Source organism: Ruegeria sp. HKCCD6157, assembly GCF_013110685.1.
In the GTDB taxonomy this organism is placed as follows: Bacteria; Pseudomonadota; Alphaproteobacteria; order Rhodobacterales; family Rhodobacteraceae; genus Ruegeria.
Genome location: NZ_WVRB01000004.1, coordinates 51,491 through 70,708, shown reverse-complemented (window position 1 = coordinate 70,708; position 19,218 = coordinate 51,491). Strand labels below are relative to the sequence as shown.

The window sequence follows — 19,218 nt, the reverse complement described above, 5'->3', positions numbered from 1 at the left end:
TCGGGGGCAGTCTAACCGAATTAAGCGAGTGTTGTCTGTACTTTAACTATGCGGTGCAAGCAGGCGCCCGACCCATCGCGGAACTGTCTGGGTCGCTTTGCCGACAAGCCTTTCATCAAACCCGGATGCGCCCGGCGACGGTTCCAGATTGATCTCGATCGTCCGAGCGCCCGCCGCTTGTGCCTCGTGCACGAACGCTGCCGCCGGATAAACCTGACCCGAGGTGCCAATGGCGGCAAAAAGCGACGCGCTGCTCAGGTGGTCATAAATCTCGTCCATGAAATAAGGCATTTCACCAAACCAGACCACATCGGGCCGGGCCGTGGGCCGCGCACAGGCGGGGCAGGATTCCCCAACCGCCATTTCGGGCGGGGCGGTCCAGCGATGGCCACAGGCTGAGCACAACGCGCCCGCCAAAGTTCCGTGCATGTGGATGACATCCTTTGCGCCGCCCGCCTCGTGCAGGCTGTCCACATTCTGGGTCACGATCACGACGTCCCCGGGCCAGTCCCGTTGCAGCCGGGCCAGTGCTTTATGAGCGGCATTGGGTCGAACCCTGGCGGCCTGAACCCGCCGCACATTGTAAAATCCTTGAACCAGTGCGGGATCGCGGGCGAATCCTTCCGGCGTGGCGACATCCTCGATGCGGTGCTGGGCCCATAATCCACCCTCATCGCGAAAGGTGCTCAACCCGCTTTCGGCGGATATTCCGGCCCCGGTCAGAATCACGATCTTTTCCATTTTTCCTCCGCGCGGTACAGCATGGTGCATGTCACACCGTATCCTCTTTGTCTGCCTGGGCAATATTTGCCGTTCCCCCGCGGCAGAGGGCGTTTTTCGCGCCCGCGCGCCGCATCACGTAACCGATAGTGCCGGAACCATGGGCTGGCATGCGGGGAAACCGCCCTATGGCCCGATGCAAGCAGCCGCGAAGGTCAGGGGAATCGATCTGGGCGACCTGCGCGCCCGTCAGTTCACTACTGCCGATTTCGACCGCTTCGACCTGATCCTGGGCATGGACGCCAACAACATCGCGGATATCGAGAATCTGCGCCCCGCCGGCAGTGACACCCCGGTGCGCCTGCTGACCGATTTCGCCCCTGAAACCGGCGCGGATCATGTGCCTGACCCATATTACACGCGGGATTTCGATGGCGCTCTGGACTTGATCGAAGCGGCGGTCGAGGGGCTTGCCGCCCATCTGGACAGTTAACCGCCGGTCACCCGCAGCGATCCGCTCAGCCAGGGCAGTTTGGCCAAAGCCGGGTCAACGATCTGGTTCTGCATCAGACGCCGTGTCATGCCCGCCACCTCCTGCGGCACCTGATCGGACCAGCCCGTTCGCGCCAGCAAGGATATGCTGCGCGAGAAATCCCCGAACGGGGCAGGGTGGGCCTCCAGCCCGTCATGGAACCGCGCGGCGCGCATGAAACCCAGCGGCGTCGTGATCGCCCAACCCAGACCCCGTGCAACCATGGCCATCAGCGCCATGTGCGAGCCGATCTCGAACCGTTCCTCGAACTCCTGCGCGCCGCGCGCCATATGCGCCTCGATCTGCCGGCTGATCAACTGCTCGCGGACATAGCGCAGATATGGCAGGCTGTTCTGCACAGCCTCCACCCCGCCCGCCCCCTGAGGCGCAACCAGAATGAACGGATCCCGGACCAGAGGGTACTCGACCACCCCCTCCAGCACTTCTCCGCTATGGGCGGTGACGGCCATGTGCAGGCGTTGTTCGGCCAAGGCCTCGAACAGATCGAGGCTGGACAGGGTGATCAGTTTGAAATTCGATCGGGTCAGACTGTCTGCCAGCAACGTGGCCAGCCGCGGGGTCAGATCATTGTCGAAGTCGTCGATCAGCCCGATGGACAAAGTGGTCAGATGCCCCAGATCCATGACCGACAATTCGCTTTGTGCCATTAGCAGCTCGGCCAGAACCGCCTCGGCGCGCACCAGAAAGCTGCGCCCGGCCTGTGTCAGGCGCATCGGTCGGCGCCCGTGATCGACCAGTTCGGTGCCCAGAGCCTTTTCCAGATTGCGCAACTGTTGGGAAACGGATGGCTGGCTGAGCCCCGTGATCTCGGCGGCCTGTGCCACCGATCCCGTCCGCGCCAAAGCCTCGAACACCTCAAGGCCCCGCAGGGTCAGCCCTTTCATCACCATAAGATACACCTTTCGCTGCGCCTTTCTGGGGCGCAGCGCGGATCAGGTCAAGGTTTCAGAAGGGCTTAGCTGCAGATCGCCTGTGCCATCTGGCCAAAGTTCTGATACCGGTCCCACAGCGCATCATCGCGCGCGGTCTGCGACATCTTTAACTGTTGCGCCTGATGGGGGTCGGTGAACCATTTGGCCACGGTTTTCTGATCGCTACGGGTAAGCGCCTGATCTGCTACGCGCTGGATGCAACTGCACCGATCCCGCGTCGCCGCTGATCGATCCGACGCCAGACACGCCCGCTTGATCTGCGCCGCGTCAGCAACCGGAGCCACCGCCGTCAGCGATGCCGCACAAAATGCGATTAAGAGGAACTGTTTCATGCTCATGCCTCGTTTTTGCCTGCCCGGAGGGATCTTGCGCCCCTCTCGGCCTGCGGCGAAGTATGAATCAAACTGGAGTTTGGATCAACGGACAAGATGCTGTTGATCAGGAATGTTGCTTCTTTTCTCTTCAGCGTCAGCCTCGCGGTTTCAACGGCATATGAATCCTGATCGACCAGGCTGCGAAAGAACAGATCATCCGGGTTCTGGCCGCTGGTGGATGGTACCAGCAGCAGGCTTTCGGAAATTGCTCCGTTGGCGTTAATGGCATTATGTGTCTCAAGCAGCAGATGATGGTAAATTGCACTGTTTTCTCTGCACAATGTAGCAATGCCCGCATCAACAAGGCTGATGGCTGGTAAAAACACTTCGTTCTCTGCGCAAAGGATTTCAGCCAAAGGGTGCGTGACCAGCATTCTGTGTTGCTGTGACACTTTCAAAGGCGCGAAATTCGAAAGCGTTCCCTCGGGAATTTCGACCATTCTGAAACGTCCGGCTGTGATGACAGCCTGTTCGCCCGTCCAGATGACAGGTAGATAGCCATTGTCACGGGTCCAAATCTCATCACCCGGCTTCAGCATTTCGATGGGGCGGTGTCCGGATTTGGTTTCGATCAGTGTGCCGCGGCAGTAGCAAATGGGGCTGACATATGCGTTTGATGCGAAGCTTGGGCCTTCTTGCGTACTGACGACCGTCAGAGGCACTCCGGCTGGTGGAAACTGTCCGGGTCCGCCGATGAATGCGATGCCCTCGACGGTTCCATATGCCGGTGATGAGTTGTTCACGTTGAACGCAACCGCCTGCCACGTGGTTGTCCCGTCTGTCAAAGTAATACCATATTCGGCTTCAACACGCGTGCCGCTGGCGAAAAGCGTACCATCGATTGTCTGATCGCCGTTTAACCGCTGATTGCCATCATTGTCGGAAAAGTTGGTGTCCGATCCGGCATCCGTGATGAAAACTTCGGTCGCACTGCGCGAATTGATTGTAATCGTCTCGCCAATAAGATGTATCCCCGTGCCCTGATTGATCCCGTCCAGACCCTGCGCCACAGAGACGGACAATTGACCTTCACCCAACACAAAGATCGAATAATCGGCCAAGTCTTCCCTGCTTTCTGTTTTTGAAACGGCCAGATGATGCGATCATCTTAACTATTCACTGATTTCGGGTAAATGCCGCTGAACAGAAAGGCGCGGGTGGGACCTTTTTTGCAACGCTTCAACGCTTGACGAGGGGCAAAACTCCCGACATATCCCACTCCATGACAGACCTCGCTCATATCCGCAATTTCTCCATCGTCGCGCATATCGACCATGGCAAATCCACCCTTGCTGACCGGCTCATCCAAGAGACCGGAACGGTCAAGGATCGCGACATGAAGGAACAGCTGCTCGACAGCATGGATATCGAGCGCGAGCGCGGCATCACCATCAAGGCCAACACGGTCCGCATCGACTATACCGCCGACAATGGCGAGCAATACGTGTTGAACCTGATCGACACCCCCGGCCACGTGGACTTCGCCTATGAGGTCAGCCGGTCGATGCGCGCGGTCGAGGGCTCTCTGCTGGTTGTGGACTCGACCCAAGGAGTTGAGGCGCAGACACTGGCGAATGTCTATCAGGCCATCGACGCGGATCATGAGATCGTGCCGGTGCTGAACAAGATCGACCTGCCCGCGTCCGACTGTGACCGCGTGGCCGAACAGATCGAGGACGTGATCGGCATCGACGCGACCGATGCCATTCAGGTTTCCGCCAAGACGGGGCAGGGCATCCACGAAACTCTGGAAGCAATCGTACAGCACCTGCCCGCACCGAAGGGCAATCTGGACGCGCCTCTCAAGGCGATGCTGGTGGATTCGTGGTACGACGCCTATCTGGGCGTGATCGTTCTGGTCCGCATCATGGACGGAACGCTGAAAAAGGGCATGCGGGTGAAGTTCATGTCGAATGGCACCCTGCACCATGTCGACCGTGTCGGCGTCTTCCGGCCCGAGATGGAGATGGTTGACAGTCTCGGCCCCGGTGAGATCGGCTTCCTCACCGCATCCATCAAACAGGTCCGCGACACCCGCGTCGGCGACACCATCACCAATGACCGCAACGGCACCGAAGAGGCCCTGCCGGGCTTCAAACCCGCGCAGCCGGTGGTGTTCTGCGGCCTGTTCCCGGTGGACAGCGCCGAATTCGAAGACCTGCGGGATGCAATCGACAAACTGGCGCTCAACGATGCCAGCTTCAGCTTTGAAATGGAAACCTCGGCCGCGCTGGGCTTTGGCTTCCGCTGCGGCTTCCTGGGCCTCTTGCACCTCGAGGTCATCCGCGACCGCATCGAACGCGAGTACGATATCGAGCTCATCACCACCGCGCCGTCGGTGATCTATCACGTCTACATGAAAGACGGCGAAATGATCGAGCTGCACAACCCCGCCGACATGCCCGACCCCTCCAAGGTCGACCATATCGAGGAACCGCGTATCAAGGCGACCATTCTGGTGCCGGACGAATACCTGGGCGACGTGCTGAAACTGTGTCAGGACCGCCGCGGCATCCAGCTGGACCTTACCTATGCGGGCAGCCGCGCCATGGTCGTTTATGACCTGCCGTTGAACGAGGTTGTCTTTGACTTCTACGACCGCCTGAAATCGGTGACCAAGGGCTATGCTTCGTTCGACTACCAGATGACCGGCTATACCGAGGACAATCTGGTCAAGATGTCGGTGCTGGTGAATGACGAGCCCGTCGATGCGCTCTCGACCATGGTTCACCGCGACCGGGCCGAGATGCGGGGCCGGGCGATGTGCGAAAAGCTCAAGGACCTGATCCCGCGCCACATGTTCAAAATCCCGATCCAGGCCGCCATCGGAGGCAAGGTCATCGCCCGCGAGACCCTCTCGGCGCTGCGCAAGGACGTGACCGCCAAATGCTACGGAGGCGACGCCACGCGGAAACGCAAATTGCTGGACAAGCAGAAGGCGGGTAAGAAGAAGATGCGCCAGTTCGGGAAGGTGGATATTCCTCAGGAGGCGTTTATCTCGGCGTTGAAGATGGACAGCTAAGGCTGTCCATTTTGAGTGTGCATAACTGACAGGCGATTAGGTTCTATTTTTCTAAATCGGTTATTTCGCTTTGATAACGTTTAGCCTTCTAACTTCGGCACTACCTGCGTCTGTCAACTGCCAAAAATTAGCAATGTCACCGCCTACGGTTTTAGAGCGGAAGACTTTTATTAGACCAAGCGCTTCTAGTTGAATGCGAAACGCGTTCAAAGTTTCTCGTGTGAGCGAAAATTTGTGATCTACCGAGTTCCATTTTCTTTGTCCTTTGGAAGCAAAAAGGGCCACCATGTTGGAAAAATGGTCTTGGTTGAGAGATTCAATCATGTTGGGGCCTACGTCTCGAAAGACATCTTCTAACTTGACGCAGAATTCTTTGACGCCATCCCGCACTACGCTGCTGTTCTGATCTCTTTTCCAGGCTTCTACACAGCAAGTAACTTCGGTATCCAGACCGGCGATGTCTTCTAGCTGCCTTTCCACAGCTTTGAAGAGTTTTAATTCTTCGCGCGCGCTTGCCAACTCCTCTTGAAGTTCGACCAACTTCTCCAAAGTTTTTTCGTTGTCTACTGATGGAGATCTGACCCAGCCTTGCCTTGGTGCGGTGGCGAATGCTCGATTCAACGCCAATACTACAGATGCGGGAAGAGTTTGATCATTTTCCCACATTTTGACCATCCTTGCAGCCGTTACGTCGTTTCTAAACCTATAGAATCCTTCGGCTTTTATCGGGTCGCTGATATCAGAAACTTCTTTTGGAAGTGTATCGGGGCTTGAGTGGACAAAAGCGAGCACAGGGACACCTATTTCCAATGCGTATCGGTATTCCTTTTCTGTATAACTCATGCCATCAGGCGCGATCGATCCGTAGCGCGCTCCAATCACGAGTACGTAGTAATCCGTTTGATCTATTAGCTTTTTGATGAACTCAAACTGCTCTTCGTCAGCAGCTGGAAAAGCCTCCATTCCAACGGGTATGCAATCCATCTCATACAATGCGCGTGTAATCGAGTCCCGTACCGTTTGCAGGTCCGAATAGGTGGAAGACAAGAATACTTGGTATTTCTTCTTTGACAAAGCGTTCTCCTCAAAGTTGCTAAAGAACTACCTTTACTTTTCGTTGCTTAGCAACCTCAAGCGTAGTTTCATGTTAGATTTTTCGTTGATCAACTCAGCTGCCCGGCGGCACCGCCGGGACGCGCCGACCCGCCCCCATGGGGCGGCGCGTTTACGCCTCCCCTCGGGCCGGCGCTGCCCTCAGTTTGTTGAAAAACCGTGGCAGGCGCGTTTGCGCCCCGGGGCTCCGCCTGTTCGCGGCTGAATTCGTCTACTGGACGAATTCCGAGACGCCGCTTACCCCTTCGGGCCGGCGCTTCCCTCCGGCTTGGCAATCGCACAATTTCTGAAATTCACCCAAAAGTGCTAGACTCCCCGCATTCCAAACAGATTTTTCAAAAGGGGAAGTGTTATGGACCCGCAATTGCGTTCCGAGATTTCGATGCGCCGTCTTGACCATTATTACGACGTCATGCGCACCTCGATCTTTGCCTATGTCGCCATCGCCGCGGTCATTGGGTTTGGGGCCGAAGGGGTTGCTCTGCCGCTGATCGTGCTGGTGCTTGTGATCACCACCTATGGCGTTCTGGCGGGCAAGACCGCGCTGGAAGATGTTGAAAACCTGCGTGGCGACATGACCGAGGAGTTTGCGCAGACCAGCTTTGCCCAAGGATTGAAGGCGCGTAACCTGAAAGGGCTGATCCTGACCTCGAATGTGTTGCTGGGTCTGATTGGGCTGTCCGAACTCATCGCAATCGTGTTCTGACCGGAGACTGTGATCAACCTCACAGCCTCAACTTCGCCCACCTGCTAATGTTGACGCAACGGCAACCTCGGCAGGAGGCCCACATGTCCACATCGCTCATCCCTCTCATCGCCCTCGGGTCGGCGGGTCTCTATTCCGTTGCCATGATCTCGATGAAGTTCTGGTGGAAGATCCCCGGTGTTGGCCTGACCCTTCTGATTGTTGCCACGCTGCTGGCCGCCGCGACGCTGGAACTTGCCGCGCTGCGTAACGAACGATTGGGCATCATCTATACCGGCATTCTGGGGGCCGAGGTCGTGCTGATCGCCATCGCCTCGTATTTCCTGTTTGGCGAGAACTTTTCCTATCGCGAGGGGATTGGCATTGCGCTGGTCATTGTCGGGACAGCTCTGGCCTGGGCCTGAGACTCCATTCTAAGCCGCCGCTGAACCAATCATGAAGTTTCTCTTAAGTAAGTTGTAACCTGCCCGGGCTCTCCCAATCTGTTTACCAGACAGAAGGAGAGAGCCCATGACCAGATACATGACTGCCGGAGCAGCCGCTTTGGCCACGACCCTCGCCCTTGGAACGGCCGCGCTGGCCGATACCACGCCCGACCTGCGCGGCACCTGGCTGGGGTCTTACACGACAGTCCAGCCCAGCCATTACTACAAAGGCGATCAGCCCCGGTTCAATCAGGCTGAATGGATGCTGGATGTGCAGCTTCAGGACGGCAACGTTTTCTGGGGGCACAGCAAATGGCGCCGCGATGGCGATACCGACTGGAATGAATACGAGGCCACCGGCACCATCAGCCTCGATGGGACGGGCAGCATCGGCATCGTCGAAACCTCACCTCTGCTGATCGGCGCGAATGCGTTGATCGATGCGCGGTACGAAGATGGCAAGATCTTTGCCGATTTCCGTAGCCTGCGGAACGGAACGACCTACAGCACCGTTCTGGAACGTCAGGTGAACTGAAGCGTGTCCGGCCCGGGCGATTGTAGGGGGTAAGTATCGCTGCTGCAATTTTGACTGCGGCGGAGGTTAGTAGGTTGCCACGCGCGGGTCGGACCGCTTCTCAAAAACGGAACAAACGTCTCCACAGCGAGGAGACGGGCCGGGCGGCCAGTTCACCGCCTGCGACAGGATCCAGACCACCCCGCGCAAGAATGCGGCGTTCCTCGGCACGGGTCATCTGGATTTCGCGAACCTTCAGCGCGGCTTCGCGCGCGGTGACATAGCTGCCGTCCGGTCCCGGTTCCATTCCGGGGATGTTGCGTCCCCGCGACCACATCCCGCGAATGCCCGACAGCGGGTGTTTCCACCCGATTTCGTCATCATCCTGCAAATGCCAGATCCGCTTCGCTTCGGCGACCGAGACCAGAGCGGCCAGCGGTTTACCGTGCCGGGTCAGTATGATCACTTCGCGCGGGTCCTGTGCGCGGGTGACCAGAGCGCCCAAATGGGCGCGCGCATGGGAAATGGTGCAACGCATCGGCGAATCTCCGTATGTACGAATCGAAAGATTGGTGGCCCGAGAGGTGTACAAATCCTGCAATTCTCAACTAATGGCGCGTGCGGTGGCCTTTGCGCCCGCAGCATTGGGCCAAAAACCGGGCTCAGGTTCAGGCCTGAAAATGTCCCGGGACAAACATGCGTGGAGTCGAAACTTCTCGGATTATCCACAAAGATTTCCCGGCAGATACCAACAATTTATCCCCGTCTAATTTTCATGCTGCAGTGCTATTTTCTTGTCAGATACTAGGCATGCTGCAACAGTCTGAACACCACACAGGTTCTTCGGAACCGAAGGTGGGACGCAAAGGCCCGGGGGTCTTGGCAGAGAGACTGGATCTTAGGATTTGCGTTGAACTGCAATGGCTTACCGGTGGGTGACCAGCTGAGTGAGGGTTTCGTGCCCAAGTCGGATGGCTATCTTCTCAGAAGGCCGATGCACGCTGTGATGTCTCTTCGGGGACAATGCAGCCGCTGCAGTCTCTCAGGGGGCTGTAGCAACTGGATCGGGTGCTCTTCGGAGCGCATCGACCCGGTAAGGCGTCAGGAGTGTCCGAAAGGATGCATGCAAAGACCGCGTCTGCGCACCTGGCGCCTTTTCCTTTGCCGGACTTCGGTTTCATACAGGCTACCACTCACCCCTGCCGAAAGGGACCGGGGCTCTTCTGCGTGTGCGAAAGAGCCCCGATTTAGCGTCAGATGATGCAATGCCGCGTCTATGCACCTGTAAGGGAAAGCTACCGCGGCATGCCATGTCTTTCAACTATATATTGAGAGAAGGCCCGCGCGCGGCGCAAAATAAAGTGTATTACAGGCTTTCCTGCACGTCGGTTGCTGCGCCTTGGATGGCATCTCCGGCTTTTTCTATATCCTTGCCGGCGCCTTTGGCGGTTTCGCAGGCAGTCAGTGCAAACAGGCTCAGGCCCATCAGAATTACGCGGATCATGTTCGTCTCCTTGGTGCTCGATTGTCTTTTGTCTTTCGGTAGCACCTTTTAGCAGCCGGAGCCAGTTCCTAGGTCCGGTCGTCGCTGCAGAAGAGCTCGTAAACGACTTCGAGCATGCGGCGGGGACGATCATCCGCCAGACGATAATAGATGGCTTTGCCTTCCCTGCGAGGTATCACCAACCCTTCAAGTCGCAGACGGGAAAGTTGCTGTGATACAGCGGCTTGTCTGGCGGACAGCAATTCTTCCAGTTCGGTGACGGATTTTTCACCGGACACCAGATGGCAGAGGATCATCAATCTGCCTTCGTGGCTTATTGCCTTGAGAAAATTGGAAGCGCGTGTCGCGTTGGTGACCATGCGGTCAAAATCTTCTTTTGACATGTCATTGGACAGCTGAGGAAGTGCCATCGATTGAGTTCCTTGCAAACCCGTTGGCCGGGTGTTGTTTCCGTTACGTAAAGAGACGTGAGTGTGAGACCCCTCACTACATGTTTCGTACATTCATTTCTATATGTATGAATCAAAATAGCGTGATGTATGAAAGGGGAATTCGGATTGAACGTTCCCGCAACGCGAGGGGGCAGATGATTCACTTTAAGGCGATCTGCGGATCGTTGCCGGAAACAACAGATGGTTCGCCTTGACGATTGATGATGATCGACATTCGGTCAGCGTTCTCACTTGCCCCCCTTGCAGCCCCCCTTAGCCGACACTAAGACTCAGGTAACACTTGTTGGGATATTGTCCCGATCCATAGCTAAACAGGCAGGTTACGAATGTTCGATCCCGTAGAAACCTACATGAATACACTTGTTCCCATGGTCGTTGAGCAGACCAGCCGGGGCGAGCGCGCCTATGATATTTTCTCCCGCCTGTTGAAAGAGCGGATCATATTCATCAACGGACCGATTCATGATGGGATGAGCCATCTTGTTGTGGCGCAATTGCTGCACCTCGAGGCGGAAAACCCCAACAAGGAAATCTCGATCTACATCAACTCGCCCGGCGGGGTGGTGACCAGCGGTTTGTCGATTTACGACACAATGCAATACATCAAGCCGAAGTGTTCCACATTGGTGATCGGTCAGGCGGCTTCGATGGGCTCGGTCCTTTTGGCCGGGGGCGAGAAGGGAATGCGCTTTTCACTGCCCAACAGCCGCATCATGGTGCACCAGCCCAGTGGCGGATACCAGGGCCAGGCCAGCGACATCATGATTCACGCGGCCGAGACGCAAAAGCTGAAGGATCGCCTGTATGACATCTACGTACGTCATACGGGGCAGACGAAAAAGGCGGTCGAAAAAGCGCTGGATCGTGACAATTTCATGAGCCCGGAAGAGGCCAAGGAATGGGGTCACATCGACGAGATTGTCGAAAACCGAGCGAAAATGGACACGGAAGAGGCCTGAGGCCAATACCCCGCGTCACCGGCGCGGGGGTCATTTTGAGATTGTAGCCGCCAGAGTGCTGGCCTAAGCTGCACACACAGGTGTAAGCGCCCTCGAAAAGGGGCGCAGGGACGAAGCCCGAAAGGTAGATCATGGCGACGAATTCAGGCGGCGATGGAAAAAACACGCTCTACTGCAGCTTCTGTGGCAAAAGCCAGCATGAAGTCCGTAAGCTGATCGCAGGCCCCACAGTTTTCATCTGTGATGAATGTGTTGAGCTGTGCATGGACATCATCCGCGAAGAGACCAAGGCCAGCGGGCTGAAGTCATCTGACGGTGTTCCGACGCCCAAGGATATCTGCGAAGTACTGGACGATTATGTAATCGGTCAGGCCACGGCAAAGCGGGTTCTGTCGGTGGCCGTTCACAACCATTACAAGCGTTTGAACCACGCTCAGAAAGCGGGCAGCGATATCGAGCTGGCAAAGTCGAATATCCTGCTGATCGGTCCGACCGGTTGCGGTAAGACGCTGCTGGCGCAAACGCTGGCGCGTATTCTGGATGTGCCGTTTACCATGGCCGACGCGACGACCCTGACCGAAGCCGGCTATGTGGGTGAGGATGTCGAAAACATCATCCTCAAGCTGTTGCAGGCGAGTGAGTACAACGTCGAACGCGCGCAGCGCGGCATCGTCTATATCGATGAGGTCGACAAGATTACCCGCAAATCCGAAAACCCTTCGATCACGCGTGACGTGTCGGGTGAGGGCGTGCAGCAGGCCTTGCTGAAACTGATGGAGGGGACAGTGGCCAGCGTCCCCCCACAGGGTGGCCGCAAGCATCCCCAGCAGGAATTCCTGCAAGTGGACACGACGAACATTCTGTTCATCTGTGGCGGTGCGTTCGCGGGTCTGGACAAGATCATCGCGCAACGTGGCAAAGGCTCGGCCATGGGCTTTGGTGCCGATGTGCGCGACAATGACGACCGCGGTGTGGGTGAGATATTCAAGGATCTGGAACCCGAGGATCTGCTGAAATTCGGACTGATCCCGGAATTCGTCGGTCGTCTGCCGGTTCTGGCGACGCTTGAGGATTTGGATGAAGACGCGCTGGTGACCATCCTGACCAAACCCAAGAACGCATTGGTCAAGCAATACCAGCGTTTGTTCGAACTGGAAGATGTTGAACTGGCCTTTACGGATGATGCCTTGAAAGCAATCGCAAAAAAGGCCATCGAGCGCAAAACCGGTGCGCGCGGCCTGCGGTCTATTCTCGAGGATATTCTGCTGGACACCATGTTCGAACTGCCGGGCATGAAAAATGTCAGCGAGGTTGTGGTGAACGAAGAGGCGGTGATGTCCGACGCGCAGCCGCTGTTCATCTATGCCGATGCGGCCAAGGAATCGGCCTCGGCGGGCTGAGGCCGGGCTATTTGCCGCGACGGTGGGACTTCACTTGAACCGGTTCAGGGGGCTCTGCCCCCGCTGCCCTTCGGGCATCTCCCCCGGGATATTATTAGCCAGATGAAGCTGTGGATCCGTCGCTCGCACATGAGTGTCGGTGCAGTTATGCGGCGGAAGCTTAAGCAAGTTTTCGAACAACAAAGGTGACGGATTATGGCAGTGAAGCGCGTTTCTTCGGGCGGTGAGTTCGAAGCCAAAGTCGGGTACTGCCGTGCGGTGGTCGCGGGCGGATGGGTTCATGTCGCCGGGACCGTCGGGCAGGGCGAGGACGTGGTGGCGCAATGCCGGTCTGCGCTGGACATCATCGGCAAGGCGCTGGCTGAGGCGGGCGCAGGCTTTGACGATGTGGTTCGGGTCACATACATGCTGCCCGATCGCAGTGAGTTTGCGCCGTGCTGGCCGATCCTGGCCGAAACTTTTGGCACCAATCCTCCGGCAGCGACAATGATTGAATGCGGTTTGATTGATCCGAAATACAGGATCGAGATCGAAGTGACCGCCTTTCTGCCGGAGTGACGCAGGTGGTATCAGGGGCACTGGACCTTGGCGGGCCTTTGGTCCATACCTTTCTTCGACGAAATGCCGGAGGCACCCGATGGGAATCCTGAACAGTCTTTTGCGAGCCGTGACCTGGTGGAATGGGTCAACTTTGAACACTCAGATCTACACTGCACGCAAGGGCGTGAAAGTGGGCGAAGACAATGAAGGCAACGTGTTCTATCGCAATGCCGATGACAGCAAGCGTTGGGTTATCTTCAATGGCGAGGCCGAAGCCAGCCGGGTTGATCCTGAATGGCATGGTTGGTTGCATCGCACTTGGGACGAGCCTCCGACAGATAAACCGCTGCCGCATAAATCCTGGGAAAAACCACATCAGGAAAACCTGACCGGCACCGCGCTGGCCTATGCCCCTGCCGGATCTCTGCGTCGCGCGGAACCGGTTGAACGTAAGGACTATGAGGCCTGGAGCCCGGAATAAACGAGGCGATAATGTCGACCCATAACTGGACCGAAGTTCTTGTCGGCGGCGTCGTATTGGCCGGTGCTGTGGCATTTGGTGTCTATGCCAGCCAATCGACGGGCTTGTCGCAAGGGGCTGCTGGATACGAACTGGGCGCGTCTTTCAGATCTCTGGAGGGTGTGGGTGTCGGCACGGATGTGCGCCTTGCTGGCGTTAAGATCGGAACCGTGACGGGCGTCACCCTGAACCCTGAAACCTATCGCGCTGACACGACTTTCACGATAGCGGACGGAATTCTGGTGCCGGACGACAGTGCCATTGTCATTTCCTCAGAAGGTTTGCTGGGGGGCAATTTCGTCGAGGTGATGCCCGGTGGGTCGCCATTCTACTTTGAACCCGGCGATGAGATCGAGGATACGCAGGGCGCGGTCAGCCTGATTTCTCTTCTGGTCAAGTTCGTAGCCGGAGACGGCAGCGAATGATACGCGCCGCGTTTCTTGCCGTGTTGCTGGCCGCCAATGGTGCGGCCGCGCAGCAGAAAGTTCAATCTGGACCCGGGGCAATGTTGCGGGGCTTGGACAAGGTCAACGGCCAGACCGTCGATGTTGAATTGAAAACCGGCGAGACGGTAGCGGTATTTGGGCTGGATGTTGCCTTGGGAGATTGCCGTTTTCCCGTTGACAATCCAACGGGTGACGCGTTCGCCTATCTGACCATCTGGGAGAGCGGAAAGGCCGATCAGCTGTTTGACGGTTGGATGATCGCAACCTCCCCCGCGTTGAACGCGCTGGATCACGCGCGTTATGACGTTTGGGTCATACGGTGTATCACACCTGCCGCCGACTGATTCAGCGGTGCCGAGAAATCGGCGCTGTGGTTCAAGGCCTCTTCCAGCTCTTTCTTGTAGGCGCCGCGCGGAATTTCGATTGCGCCCAAAGAGGCCAGATGCGCGGTCAGAAACTGCGTGTCAAACAGGCGGAATCCGGCTTGCCTCAGGCGGTCTACAAGATAGGCGAGGGCGATCTTCGAGGCGTCTTTGCGTCTTGAAAACATGCTTTCGCCGAAAAATGCTGCGCCCAGGGTCACGCCATAGACGCCGCCCACCAGGTTGTTGTTTTCCCATACTTCCAGTGAATGCGCATGCCCGGTTTGGTGCAACTGACGGTACAGGTCATGAAGTTCGGCGTTGATCCAGGTATCTGCCCTGTCGGCACACCCGTCGACGACGCCGGAAAAGTCCTGGTCGATCGAGATATCGAACCCGCAGTTTCGGATACGGCGCGCCAGGCTTCGGGAAATGTGGAAACCGTCCAATGGAAAGACGCCGCGAAACTTGGGATCGACCCAAAACAGCTCGGGGTCATCGCGATGCTCGGCCATCGGAAAGATACCGATGGAATAGCCATGCAACAAAAGTTCGGGGGACAGGCTCATGTCAGGTATGAGGCAACCGGAGGGCATGGGCCCTCCGGTCCTTGGTGACTATTGTTCCATGTTCTCCGCAAGCCAGCGCTCCAGCCAGTGGATGTTGTAGTCGCCGCTGCGCAGATCGGGTTCCTGCAACAGTGCGTGGAACAGAGGGACCGTGGTATCGATACCGTCGACAATCAATTCCCCCAGCGCGCGTTCCAGTCGGGCCAGCGCTTCGGCCCGGTCACGGCCCTGCACGATCAGCTTGGCGATCAGAGAGTCATAATAGGGTGGAATCGAATACCCGTCATACAGAGCCGAGTCCATTCGAACGCCAAGGCCCCCCGGCGCGTGGTACGCGGTGATCTTGCCGGGGCAGGGCGAGAAATTTGGCAGCTTTTCGGCGTTGATCCGAACCTCGATGGCGTGGCCGTTGATTTCCAGATCGTCCTGATCGAACGACATCGGTTCACCCGCTGCGACAAGGATTTGTTCGCGCACCAGATCGACGCCAAAGATACCTTCGGTGACTGGGTGTTCCACCTGAAGTCGAGTGTTCATTTCGATGAAATAGAACTCGCCATTTTCGTAGAGGAACTCGATGGTGCCGGCACCGATATAGTTGATTTTCGCGACCGCATCCGCGCAGATCTTGCCGATCCTGGCGCGTTCTTCGGGTGTGATGCAGGGGCCGGGGGCCTCTTCGAACACCTTCTGGTGGCGCCGCTGAAGCGAACAATCCCGTTCGCCCAGATGAACAGCCTTGCCTTTACCGTCGCCAAACACCTGAATTTCGATGTGGCGCGGCGTGGTCAGGTATTTCTCGATATAGACTTCGTCGTTGCCAAAGGCGGCCTTGCCCTCGGCCCGTGCAGTCATGAAGGCGCTTTCCATTTCGTCAGCGTTCATCGCAACCTTCATGCCGCGACCGCCACCGCCTGCGGTAGCCTTGATGATGACCGGATAGCCGAATTCCTCACCGATCTTCTTGGCCGTCGCAAGATCAGGCACGCCGCCGTCTGATCCCGGCACGCAAGGCACGCCCAGAGCCTTCATCGTGTCCTTGGCCGTAATCTTGTCGCCCATGACGCGGATGTGTTCCGCGGTGGGGCCGATGAACGTGATGCCGTGATCTTCGACGATCTGCACGAACTCGGCATTCTCGGACAGGAAGCCATAGCCGGGGTGGATCGCCTGCGCACCGGTGATTTCACAGGCCGAAATGATCGCTGGCACGGACAGGTAACTCTGGGGGCTGGGCGGGGGGCCGATGCAGACCGATTCGTCCGCCATGCGCACATGCATTGCGTCGCTATCCGCGGTGGAGTGGACGGCTACCGTCTTAATCCCCATCTCGCGGGCGGCGCGGATGACGCGCAGGGCGATCTCGCCTCGGTTGGCAATCAGGATCTTGTCGAACATGGGCCCGCCTTACTCGATGATGACCAGAGGTGTGCCGAATTCCACAGCGTCGCCATCGCCGACCAGAACACGCTTGACGGTACCCGACTTGGGCGCGTGGATGTGGTTCATGGTCTTCATCGCTTCGACGATCAGCAGCGTGTCGCCTTCGGAAACGGAAGCGCCGACCGAGATAAATGCGGGCGCGCCGGGCTCGGGCTGCATGTAGACGGTTCCAACCATGGGAGAGGTCACGGCACCAGGGTGGCTGGCCGGATCTTCCTGAGCGGCAGGGGCTTCGGCCACGGCAGCCGCAGCAGCAGCGGCAGGAGCTGGTGCTGCCGCAGGGACGGCAACCTGAACTGGTGCGGCTGCGGCCTGTGTCATGCGGCTTACGCGCACGTTCAGGCTGTCCTCCTCGCCATATTCGCGCTTGACCTGCAATTCGGTCAGGTCATTGTCACGCAGCAACTCGGCCAGAGCCTTGATGAATGCCACATCCGCTTCGTGTTTGGTGTCTGTCATGAGTGTCCTCGACGGTTCCCCTTTGGCCCGTCTGTTTCTTGCGGGCTCTGATCAAATTACGCAGGGTTATAGGCTAAGCGGCGGTGCATGAAAAGCGCCGACTCGCACCATCACAGGCGGGAATCCCGTATAATTTAAAGGGGCGGACAGGTTACAGAGGCATCCCTGACAATTTGGCGACAAGCTCAGACAGTTTGCGGGCGCCGAATTTCTCAAGCAGTCGGGCGCGATAGGCTTCGATTGTGCGGTAACTCAGGCCCAGTTCGGCACCGATTTCCTTGGCGGACAGGCCACGGCAGGACAGGATCGCCACTTCGCGTTCTCGAACGGTCAATTCGACAAGGGGACGTTCTTCCGAGATGTCGGAAAAGCTCCAGATTCCATGGCGGAACGGATCATCGGGCGTCAAAGAGCGGCCACGTGCGCGGCACCAGAACAGATCGCCATTGCGCCGCCGCATGACGCGCTCATCCGTATAATACCCGGTGTCTCGCATCACTTGCAGGCTGCGTTCCCCGATCCTCTCCCAATCCGCGACCGAAGGATAGAGATGCAACAGCGGCATGTTGCGGTAATCGGCCTCTTCCCCGCCGAAAGTGCGGGCGAATTGCAGATTGCAGCGTCTGATGATCCGGTTTTCCAGTTCAACAAGCCCGATCGGTGCGTATTCAAAGGCGGGGTCACTCATCCGCTTATCGTGCCGGGAAACCACGCGGAATTGAAGGGGAGATGCGGTTTCTTGTGGCCAGTGATGCGCATTGGCGGCTGCCACTTTTGTCAAGATTGTAAATATGGTTTGAAAATCCCTCGGTAAACCAAAGAAACACATGATATGTTCTGAAAAAAGAGGCTGAATCCTGGTCAGGAGAATACGATCATGCGTGATATGTTGACGGGAAGCCGTATTCGGGAAAGACGGCAGATTGCCGGGCTTCGGCAGGCAGAACTTGCCCGCCTTGCCGGGATATCCGCGTCCTACTTGAATCTGATCGAACATAACCGCCGCCGGATCGGTGGCAAATTGCTGGTGGATATTGCGTCTGCGCTTTCCGTCGAACCCTCTGTCCTGACACAGGGGATCGAGGCAACCCTTGTGTCGGCCCTGCGAGAGGCGGCGGATGACGCCGTCGGGCAGCAGGCCGAAGTGGACGGGCTGGAGGAATTTGCCGGGCGCTTTCCCGGATGGGCCGGAGTTCTTGCGCAGATGCACCGCCGGGTTGTTTCGCTTGAGCGGAATGTCGAGATATTGTCGGACCGGCTGACTCATGACCCGCATCTTGCGGCATCAATGCACGAAGTGCTGTCAACGGCGGCGGCGATTCGTTCAACAGCGGCAATTCTTGCAGACACAGAGGACATCGAGGCAGAGTGGCGAGAGCGGTTTCACAAAAACCTGCACCAGGATGCAGAGCGGCTGGCCGGCAGTTCAAAGGCACTTGTAACCTTTCTGGACGAAAGCGACTCGTCAATTGATCCGCGCGGTGTTCCGCTTGAAGAGGTCGAAGCGTTCTTCGAAACCCGCAGGTACAGTTTTCCGGAATTGGAACAGGGCGAGGACGTGGATGCCGTTGATCTGAGCGGTCTCAACACGTCGGCTGCCCGAACTGTGGCGCGTGAAGTTCTGAAGATGTATCGCGATGATGCAATCGCTTTGCCGCTGGATGCGCTTCGATCGAGCCTGCAAAAAGGCGACACGGATCCCATCGCGTTGGCTTATCGCTTTTCCGTGGACGTCGCCACCGTTCTGCGTCGATTGGCGTTCATACCCGATGACGTGTTGCCGCAGCCGGTTGGCATGGTGCTGTGCGATGCATCCGGCAGCGTATTGTTCATCAAGCCGATTCCGGGCTTTGCTTTGGCGCGGCATGGTGAGGTTTGCCCGCTGTGGCCGTTGTTCACGGCTTTGAGCCGCCCACTTGTTCCGGTGCGCAAGCAGGTTGTCCAGATGGGGCGGACCCCGGCTGAATTCGAATGTTTCGCCTATGCTTGGCCTTATGCGGTGTTGGGGTATGATCAGGATCCCGTTTATCGCTCGGTTATGCTGGTCCGTTCGGGCAACGAGGCGGCAGATGCCGCTACGGTCACGCAAGTCGGGCCGAACTGCCGCGTCTGTCCCAGCAATGCTTGCAAGGCCCGCCGCGAACCGTCGATTTTGAGCGAAGGCTTTTGACACTTTCCCGACAGAAGGCTTAATCTGGCGGGGAC

General features: G+C 57.5%; 24 protein-coding genes. 12 read left to right on the top strand and 12 right to left on the bottom strand.

The window, feature by feature from the left end; translation table 11 throughout:
* Positions 1-42 precede the first annotated feature (42 nt).
* Entirely contained in the window at positions 43-741 is a 699-nt protein-coding gene (locus tag GS612_RS13970) for an NAD-dependent deacylase (RefSeq protein ID WP_171641136.1), read from the bottom strand.
* Between the two features lie 28 nt (positions 742-769).
* Between GS612_RS13970 and GS612_RS13965 the strand changes: the two genes are divergently transcribed.
* The gene (locus GS612_RS13965) at positions 770-1,213 is read left to right on the top strand and encodes a low molecular weight protein-tyrosine-phosphatase (RefSeq protein ID WP_171641135.1); all 444 of its coding nucleotides are present in this window, start codon (positions 770-772) and stop codon (positions 1,211-1,213) included.
* On the opposite strand, the gene GS612_RS13960 is transcribed toward GS612_RS13965, so the two are convergent.
* The 3 genes from GS612_RS13960 to GS612_RS13950 form a co-directional block, all read right to left on the bottom strand.
* On the bottom strand, positions 1,210-2,163 hold the full coding sequence (locus GS612_RS13960; protein ID WP_171641133.1) for a LysR family transcriptional regulator: 954 nt from the start codon (positions 2,161-2,163) through the stop codon (positions 1,210-1,212). The two genes, GS612_RS13965 and GS612_RS13960, sit on opposite strands and share 4 nt — an antisense overlap.
* A gap of 65 nt (positions 2,164-2,228) precedes the next feature.
* Positions 2,229-2,537, bottom strand: a complete 309-nt coding sequence (locus GS612_RS13955) for a hypothetical protein (protein WP_152457335.1) — start codon at positions 2,535-2,537, stop codon at positions 2,229-2,231.
* A 2-nt stretch (positions 2,538-2,539) separates the two neighbouring features.
* Positions 2,540-3,640, bottom strand: coding sequence for a Hint domain-containing protein (locus GS612_RS13950; RefSeq protein WP_171641131.1), 1,101 nt, complete (start codon positions 3,638-3,640; stop codon positions 2,540-2,542).
* A gap of 161 nt (positions 3,641-3,801) precedes the next feature.
* On the opposite strand from GS612_RS13950, the gene lepA reads away from it, so the two are divergent.
* A complete protein-coding gene (gene lepA / locus GS612_RS13945; protein WP_171616209.1) occupies positions 3,802-5,601 on the top strand; it encodes a translation elongation factor 4 in 1,800 nt (599 codons plus the stop codon).
* Positions 5,602-5,661: 60 nt separating this feature from the next.
* Here lepA and GS612_RS13940 read toward each other — a convergent pair whose 3' ends face one another.
* Positions 5,662-6,675: a DUF4062 domain-containing protein gene (locus GS612_RS13940; RefSeq protein WP_171641129.1), complete on the bottom strand. Its 1,014-nt coding sequence runs from the start codon at positions 6,673-6,675 to the stop codon at positions 5,662-5,664.
* A 391-nt stretch (positions 6,676-7,066) separates the two neighbouring features.
* On the opposite strand from GS612_RS13940, the gene GS612_RS13935 reads away from it, so the two are divergent.
* The 3 genes from GS612_RS13935 (at position 7,067) to GS612_RS13925 (ending at position 8,380) form a co-directional block, all read left to right on the top strand.
* Positions 7,067-7,420: a hypothetical protein gene (locus GS612_RS13935; protein ID WP_171641127.1), complete on the top strand. Its 354-nt coding sequence runs from the start codon at positions 7,067-7,069 to the stop codon at positions 7,418-7,420.
* A gap of 83 nt (positions 7,421-7,503) precedes the next feature.
* Complete coding sequence (locus GS612_RS13930) at positions 7,504-7,824, top strand: hypothetical protein (RefSeq protein ID WP_170345061.1); 321 nt, start codon at positions 7,504-7,506, stop codon at positions 7,822-7,824.
* Positions 7,825-7,930: 106 nt separating this feature from the next.
* Positions 7,931-8,380, top strand: coding sequence for a hypothetical protein (locus GS612_RS13925; protein ID WP_152457340.1), 450 nt, complete (start codon positions 7,931-7,933; stop codon positions 8,378-8,380).
* A gap of 100 nt (positions 8,381-8,480) precedes the next feature.
* On the opposite strand, the gene GS612_RS13920 is transcribed toward GS612_RS13925, so the two are convergent.
* The 3 genes from GS612_RS13920 to GS612_RS13910 form a co-directional block, all read right to left on the bottom strand.
* Complete coding sequence (locus GS612_RS13920; protein WP_152457341.1) at positions 8,481-8,897, bottom strand: type II toxin-antitoxin system Phd/YefM family antitoxin; 417 nt, start codon at positions 8,895-8,897, stop codon at positions 8,481-8,483.
* An 828-nt stretch (positions 8,898-9,725) separates the two neighbouring features.
* The gene (locus GS612_RS13915; RefSeq protein ID WP_152457342.1) at positions 9,726-9,863 is read right to left on the bottom strand and encodes an entericidin A/B family lipoprotein; all 138 of its coding nucleotides are present in this window, start codon (positions 9,861-9,863) and stop codon (positions 9,726-9,728) included.
* Between the two features lie 68 nt (positions 9,864-9,931).
* Complete coding sequence (locus GS612_RS13910; RefSeq protein ID WP_152457343.1) at positions 9,932-10,273, bottom strand: helix-turn-helix transcriptional regulator; 342 nt, start codon at positions 10,271-10,273, stop codon at positions 9,932-9,934.
* Positions 10,274-10,641: 368 nt separating this feature from the next.
* Between GS612_RS13910 and GS612_RS13905 the strand changes: the two genes are divergently transcribed.
* The 6 genes from GS612_RS13905 to GS612_RS13880 all read left to right on the top strand — a co-directional run bounded on the left by GS612_RS13905 (position 10,642) and on the right by GS612_RS13880 (position 14,524).
* Positions 10,642-11,274, top strand: a complete 633-nt coding sequence (locus tag GS612_RS13905) for an ATP-dependent Clp protease proteolytic subunit (protein WP_117869644.1) — start codon at positions 10,642-10,644, stop codon at positions 11,272-11,274.
* 131 nt (positions 11,275-11,405) lie between these two features.
* A complete protein-coding gene (clpX, locus tag GS612_RS13900; protein ID WP_152457344.1) occupies positions 11,406-12,674 on the top strand; it encodes an ATP-dependent Clp protease ATP-binding subunit ClpX in 1,269 nt (422 codons plus the stop codon).
* Positions 12,675-12,869: 195 nt separating this feature from the next.
* The gene (locus GS612_RS13895) at positions 12,870-13,232 is read left to right on the top strand and encodes a RidA family protein (protein ID WP_152457345.1); all 363 of its coding nucleotides are present in this window, start codon (positions 12,870-12,872) and stop codon (positions 13,230-13,232) included.
* Between the two features lie 79 nt (positions 13,233-13,311).
* Complete coding sequence (locus tag GS612_RS13890; protein WP_152457346.1) at positions 13,312-13,695, top strand: NADH:ubiquinone oxidoreductase subunit NDUFA12; 384 nt, start codon at positions 13,312-13,314, stop codon at positions 13,693-13,695.
* An 11-nt stretch (positions 13,696-13,706) separates the two neighbouring features.
* Positions 13,707-14,159, top strand: a complete 453-nt coding sequence (mlaD, locus tag GS612_RS13885; protein WP_152457347.1) for an outer membrane lipid asymmetry maintenance protein MlaD — start codon at positions 13,707-13,709, stop codon at positions 14,157-14,159.
* Positions 14,156-14,524 (top strand): DUF2155 domain-containing protein, encoded by a 369-nt coding sequence (locus tag GS612_RS13880; RefSeq protein ID WP_171641126.1) that lies wholly within the window; start codon positions 14,156-14,158, stop codon positions 14,522-14,524. The genes mlaD and GS612_RS13880 overlap by 4 nt, the downstream gene beginning before the upstream one ends.
* Here the strand turns inward: GS612_RS13880 and aat are convergent.
* The 4 genes from aat to GS612_RS13860 form a co-directional block, all read right to left on the bottom strand.
* Positions 14,479-15,111 carry a leucyl/phenylalanyl-tRNA--protein transferase gene (gene aat, locus GS612_RS13875; protein ID WP_216603610.1) on the bottom strand — a complete coding sequence of 211 codons (633 nt, stop codon included), beginning with the start codon at positions 15,109-15,111 and terminating at the stop codon, positions 14,479-14,481. The genes GS612_RS13880 and aat overlap by 46 nt on opposite strands.
* A gap of 48 nt (positions 15,112-15,159) precedes the next feature.
* Positions 15,160-16,509 (bottom strand): acetyl-CoA carboxylase biotin carboxylase subunit, encoded by a 1,350-nt coding sequence (accC, locus tag GS612_RS13870; protein WP_152457350.1) that lies wholly within the window; start codon positions 16,507-16,509, stop codon positions 15,160-15,162.
* A gap of 9 nt (positions 16,510-16,518) precedes the next feature.
* Entirely contained in the window at positions 16,519-17,013 is a 495-nt protein-coding gene (gene accB, locus GS612_RS13865; RefSeq protein WP_171641122.1) for an acetyl-CoA carboxylase biotin carboxyl carrier protein, read from the bottom strand.
* Positions 17,014-17,164: 151 nt separating this feature from the next.
* Complete coding sequence (locus GS612_RS13860) at positions 17,165-17,701, bottom strand: LuxR C-terminal-related transcriptional regulator (RefSeq protein WP_152457352.1); 537 nt, start codon at positions 17,699-17,701, stop codon at positions 17,165-17,167.
* A gap of 189 nt (positions 17,702-17,890) precedes the next feature.
* On the opposite strand from GS612_RS13860, the gene GS612_RS13855 reads away from it, so the two are divergent.
* Positions 17,891-19,183 carry a helix-turn-helix domain-containing protein gene (locus GS612_RS13855; protein ID WP_171641120.1) on the top strand — a complete coding sequence of 431 codons (1,293 nt, stop codon included), beginning with the start codon at positions 17,891-17,893 and terminating at the stop codon, positions 19,181-19,183.
* Positions 19,184-19,218: the final 35 nt, after the last annotated feature.

Excerpts from the sequence above, each read along its gene's own strand:
- GS612_RS13965 (WP_171641135.1), top strand. The coding sequence starts at position 770 with ATGTCACACCGTATCCTCTTTGTCTGCCTGGGCAATATTTGCCGTTCC.
- GS612_RS13930 (WP_170345061.1), top strand. The coding sequence starts at position 7,504 with ATGTCCACATCGCTCATCCCTCTCATCGCCCTCGGGTCGGCGGGTCTC.
- aat (WP_216603610.1), bottom strand. The coding sequence starts at position 15,111 with ATGAGCCTGTCCCCCGAACTTTTGTTGCATGGCTATTCCATCGGTATC.
- clpX (WP_152457344.1), top strand. The coding sequence starts at position 11,406 with ATGGCGACGAATTCAGGCGGCGATGGAAAAAACACGCTCTACTGCAGC.
- GS612_RS13895 (WP_152457345.1), top strand. The coding sequence starts at position 12,870 with ATGGCAGTGAAGCGCGTTTCTTCGGGCGGTGAGTTCGAAGCCAAAGTC.
- accC (WP_152457350.1), bottom strand. The coding sequence starts at position 16,509 with ATGTTCGACAAGATCCTGATTGCCAACCGAGGCGAGATCGCCCTGCGC.
- GS612_RS13935 (WP_171641127.1), top strand. The coding sequence starts at position 7,067 with ATGGACCCGCAATTGCGTTCCGAGATTTCGATGCGCCGTCTTGACCAT.
- GS612_RS13955 (WP_152457335.1), bottom strand. The coding sequence starts at position 2,537 with ATGAAACAGTTCCTCTTAATCGCATTTTGTGCGGCATCGCTGACGGCG.
- GS612_RS13915 (WP_152457342.1), bottom strand. The coding sequence starts at position 9,863 with ATGATCCGCGTAATTCTGATGGGCCTGAGCCTGTTTGCACTGACTGCC.
- GS612_RS13890 (WP_152457346.1), top strand. The coding sequence starts at position 13,312 with ATGGGAATCCTGAACAGTCTTTTGCGAGCCGTGACCTGGTGGAATGGG.
- GS612_RS13960 (WP_171641133.1), bottom strand. The coding sequence starts at position 2,163 with ATGGTGATGAAAGGGCTGACCCTGCGGGGCCTTGAGGTGTTCGAGGCT.
- GS612_RS13910 (WP_152457343.1), bottom strand. The coding sequence starts at position 10,273 with ATGGCACTTCCTCAGCTGTCCAATGACATGTCAAAAGAAGATTTTGAC.
- GS612_RS13970 (WP_171641136.1), bottom strand. The coding sequence starts at position 741 with ATGGAAAAGATCGTGATTCTGACCGGGGCCGGAATATCCGCCGAAAGC.
- lepA (WP_171616209.1), top strand. The coding sequence starts at position 3,802 with ATGACAGACCTCGCTCATATCCGCAATTTCTCCATCGTCGCGCATATC.
- GS612_RS13880 (WP_171641126.1), top strand. The coding sequence starts at position 14,156 with ATGATACGCGCCGCGTTTCTTGCCGTGTTGCTGGCCGCCAATGGTGCG.
- GS612_RS13905 (WP_117869644.1), top strand. The coding sequence starts at position 10,642 with ATGTTCGATCCCGTAGAAACCTACATGAATACACTTGTTCCCATGGTC.
- mlaD (WP_152457347.1), top strand. The coding sequence starts at position 13,707 with ATGTCGACCCATAACTGGACCGAAGTTCTTGTCGGCGGCGTCGTATTG.
- GS612_RS13855 (WP_171641120.1), top strand. The coding sequence starts at position 17,891 with ATGCGTGATATGTTGACGGGAAGCCGTATTCGGGAAAGACGGCAGATT.
- GS612_RS13920 (WP_152457341.1), bottom strand. The coding sequence starts at position 8,897 with ATGCGTTGCACCATTTCCCATGCGCGCGCCCATTTGGGCGCTCTGGTC.
- GS612_RS13860 (WP_152457352.1), bottom strand. The coding sequence starts at position 17,701 with ATGAGTGACCCCGCCTTTGAATACGCACCGATCGGGCTTGTTGAACTG.
- accB (WP_171641122.1), bottom strand. The coding sequence starts at position 17,013 with ATGACAGACACCAAACACGAAGCGGATGTGGCATTCATCAAGGCTCTG.
- GS612_RS13925 (WP_152457340.1), top strand. The coding sequence starts at position 7,931 with ATGACCAGATACATGACTGCCGGAGCAGCCGCTTTGGCCACGACCCTC.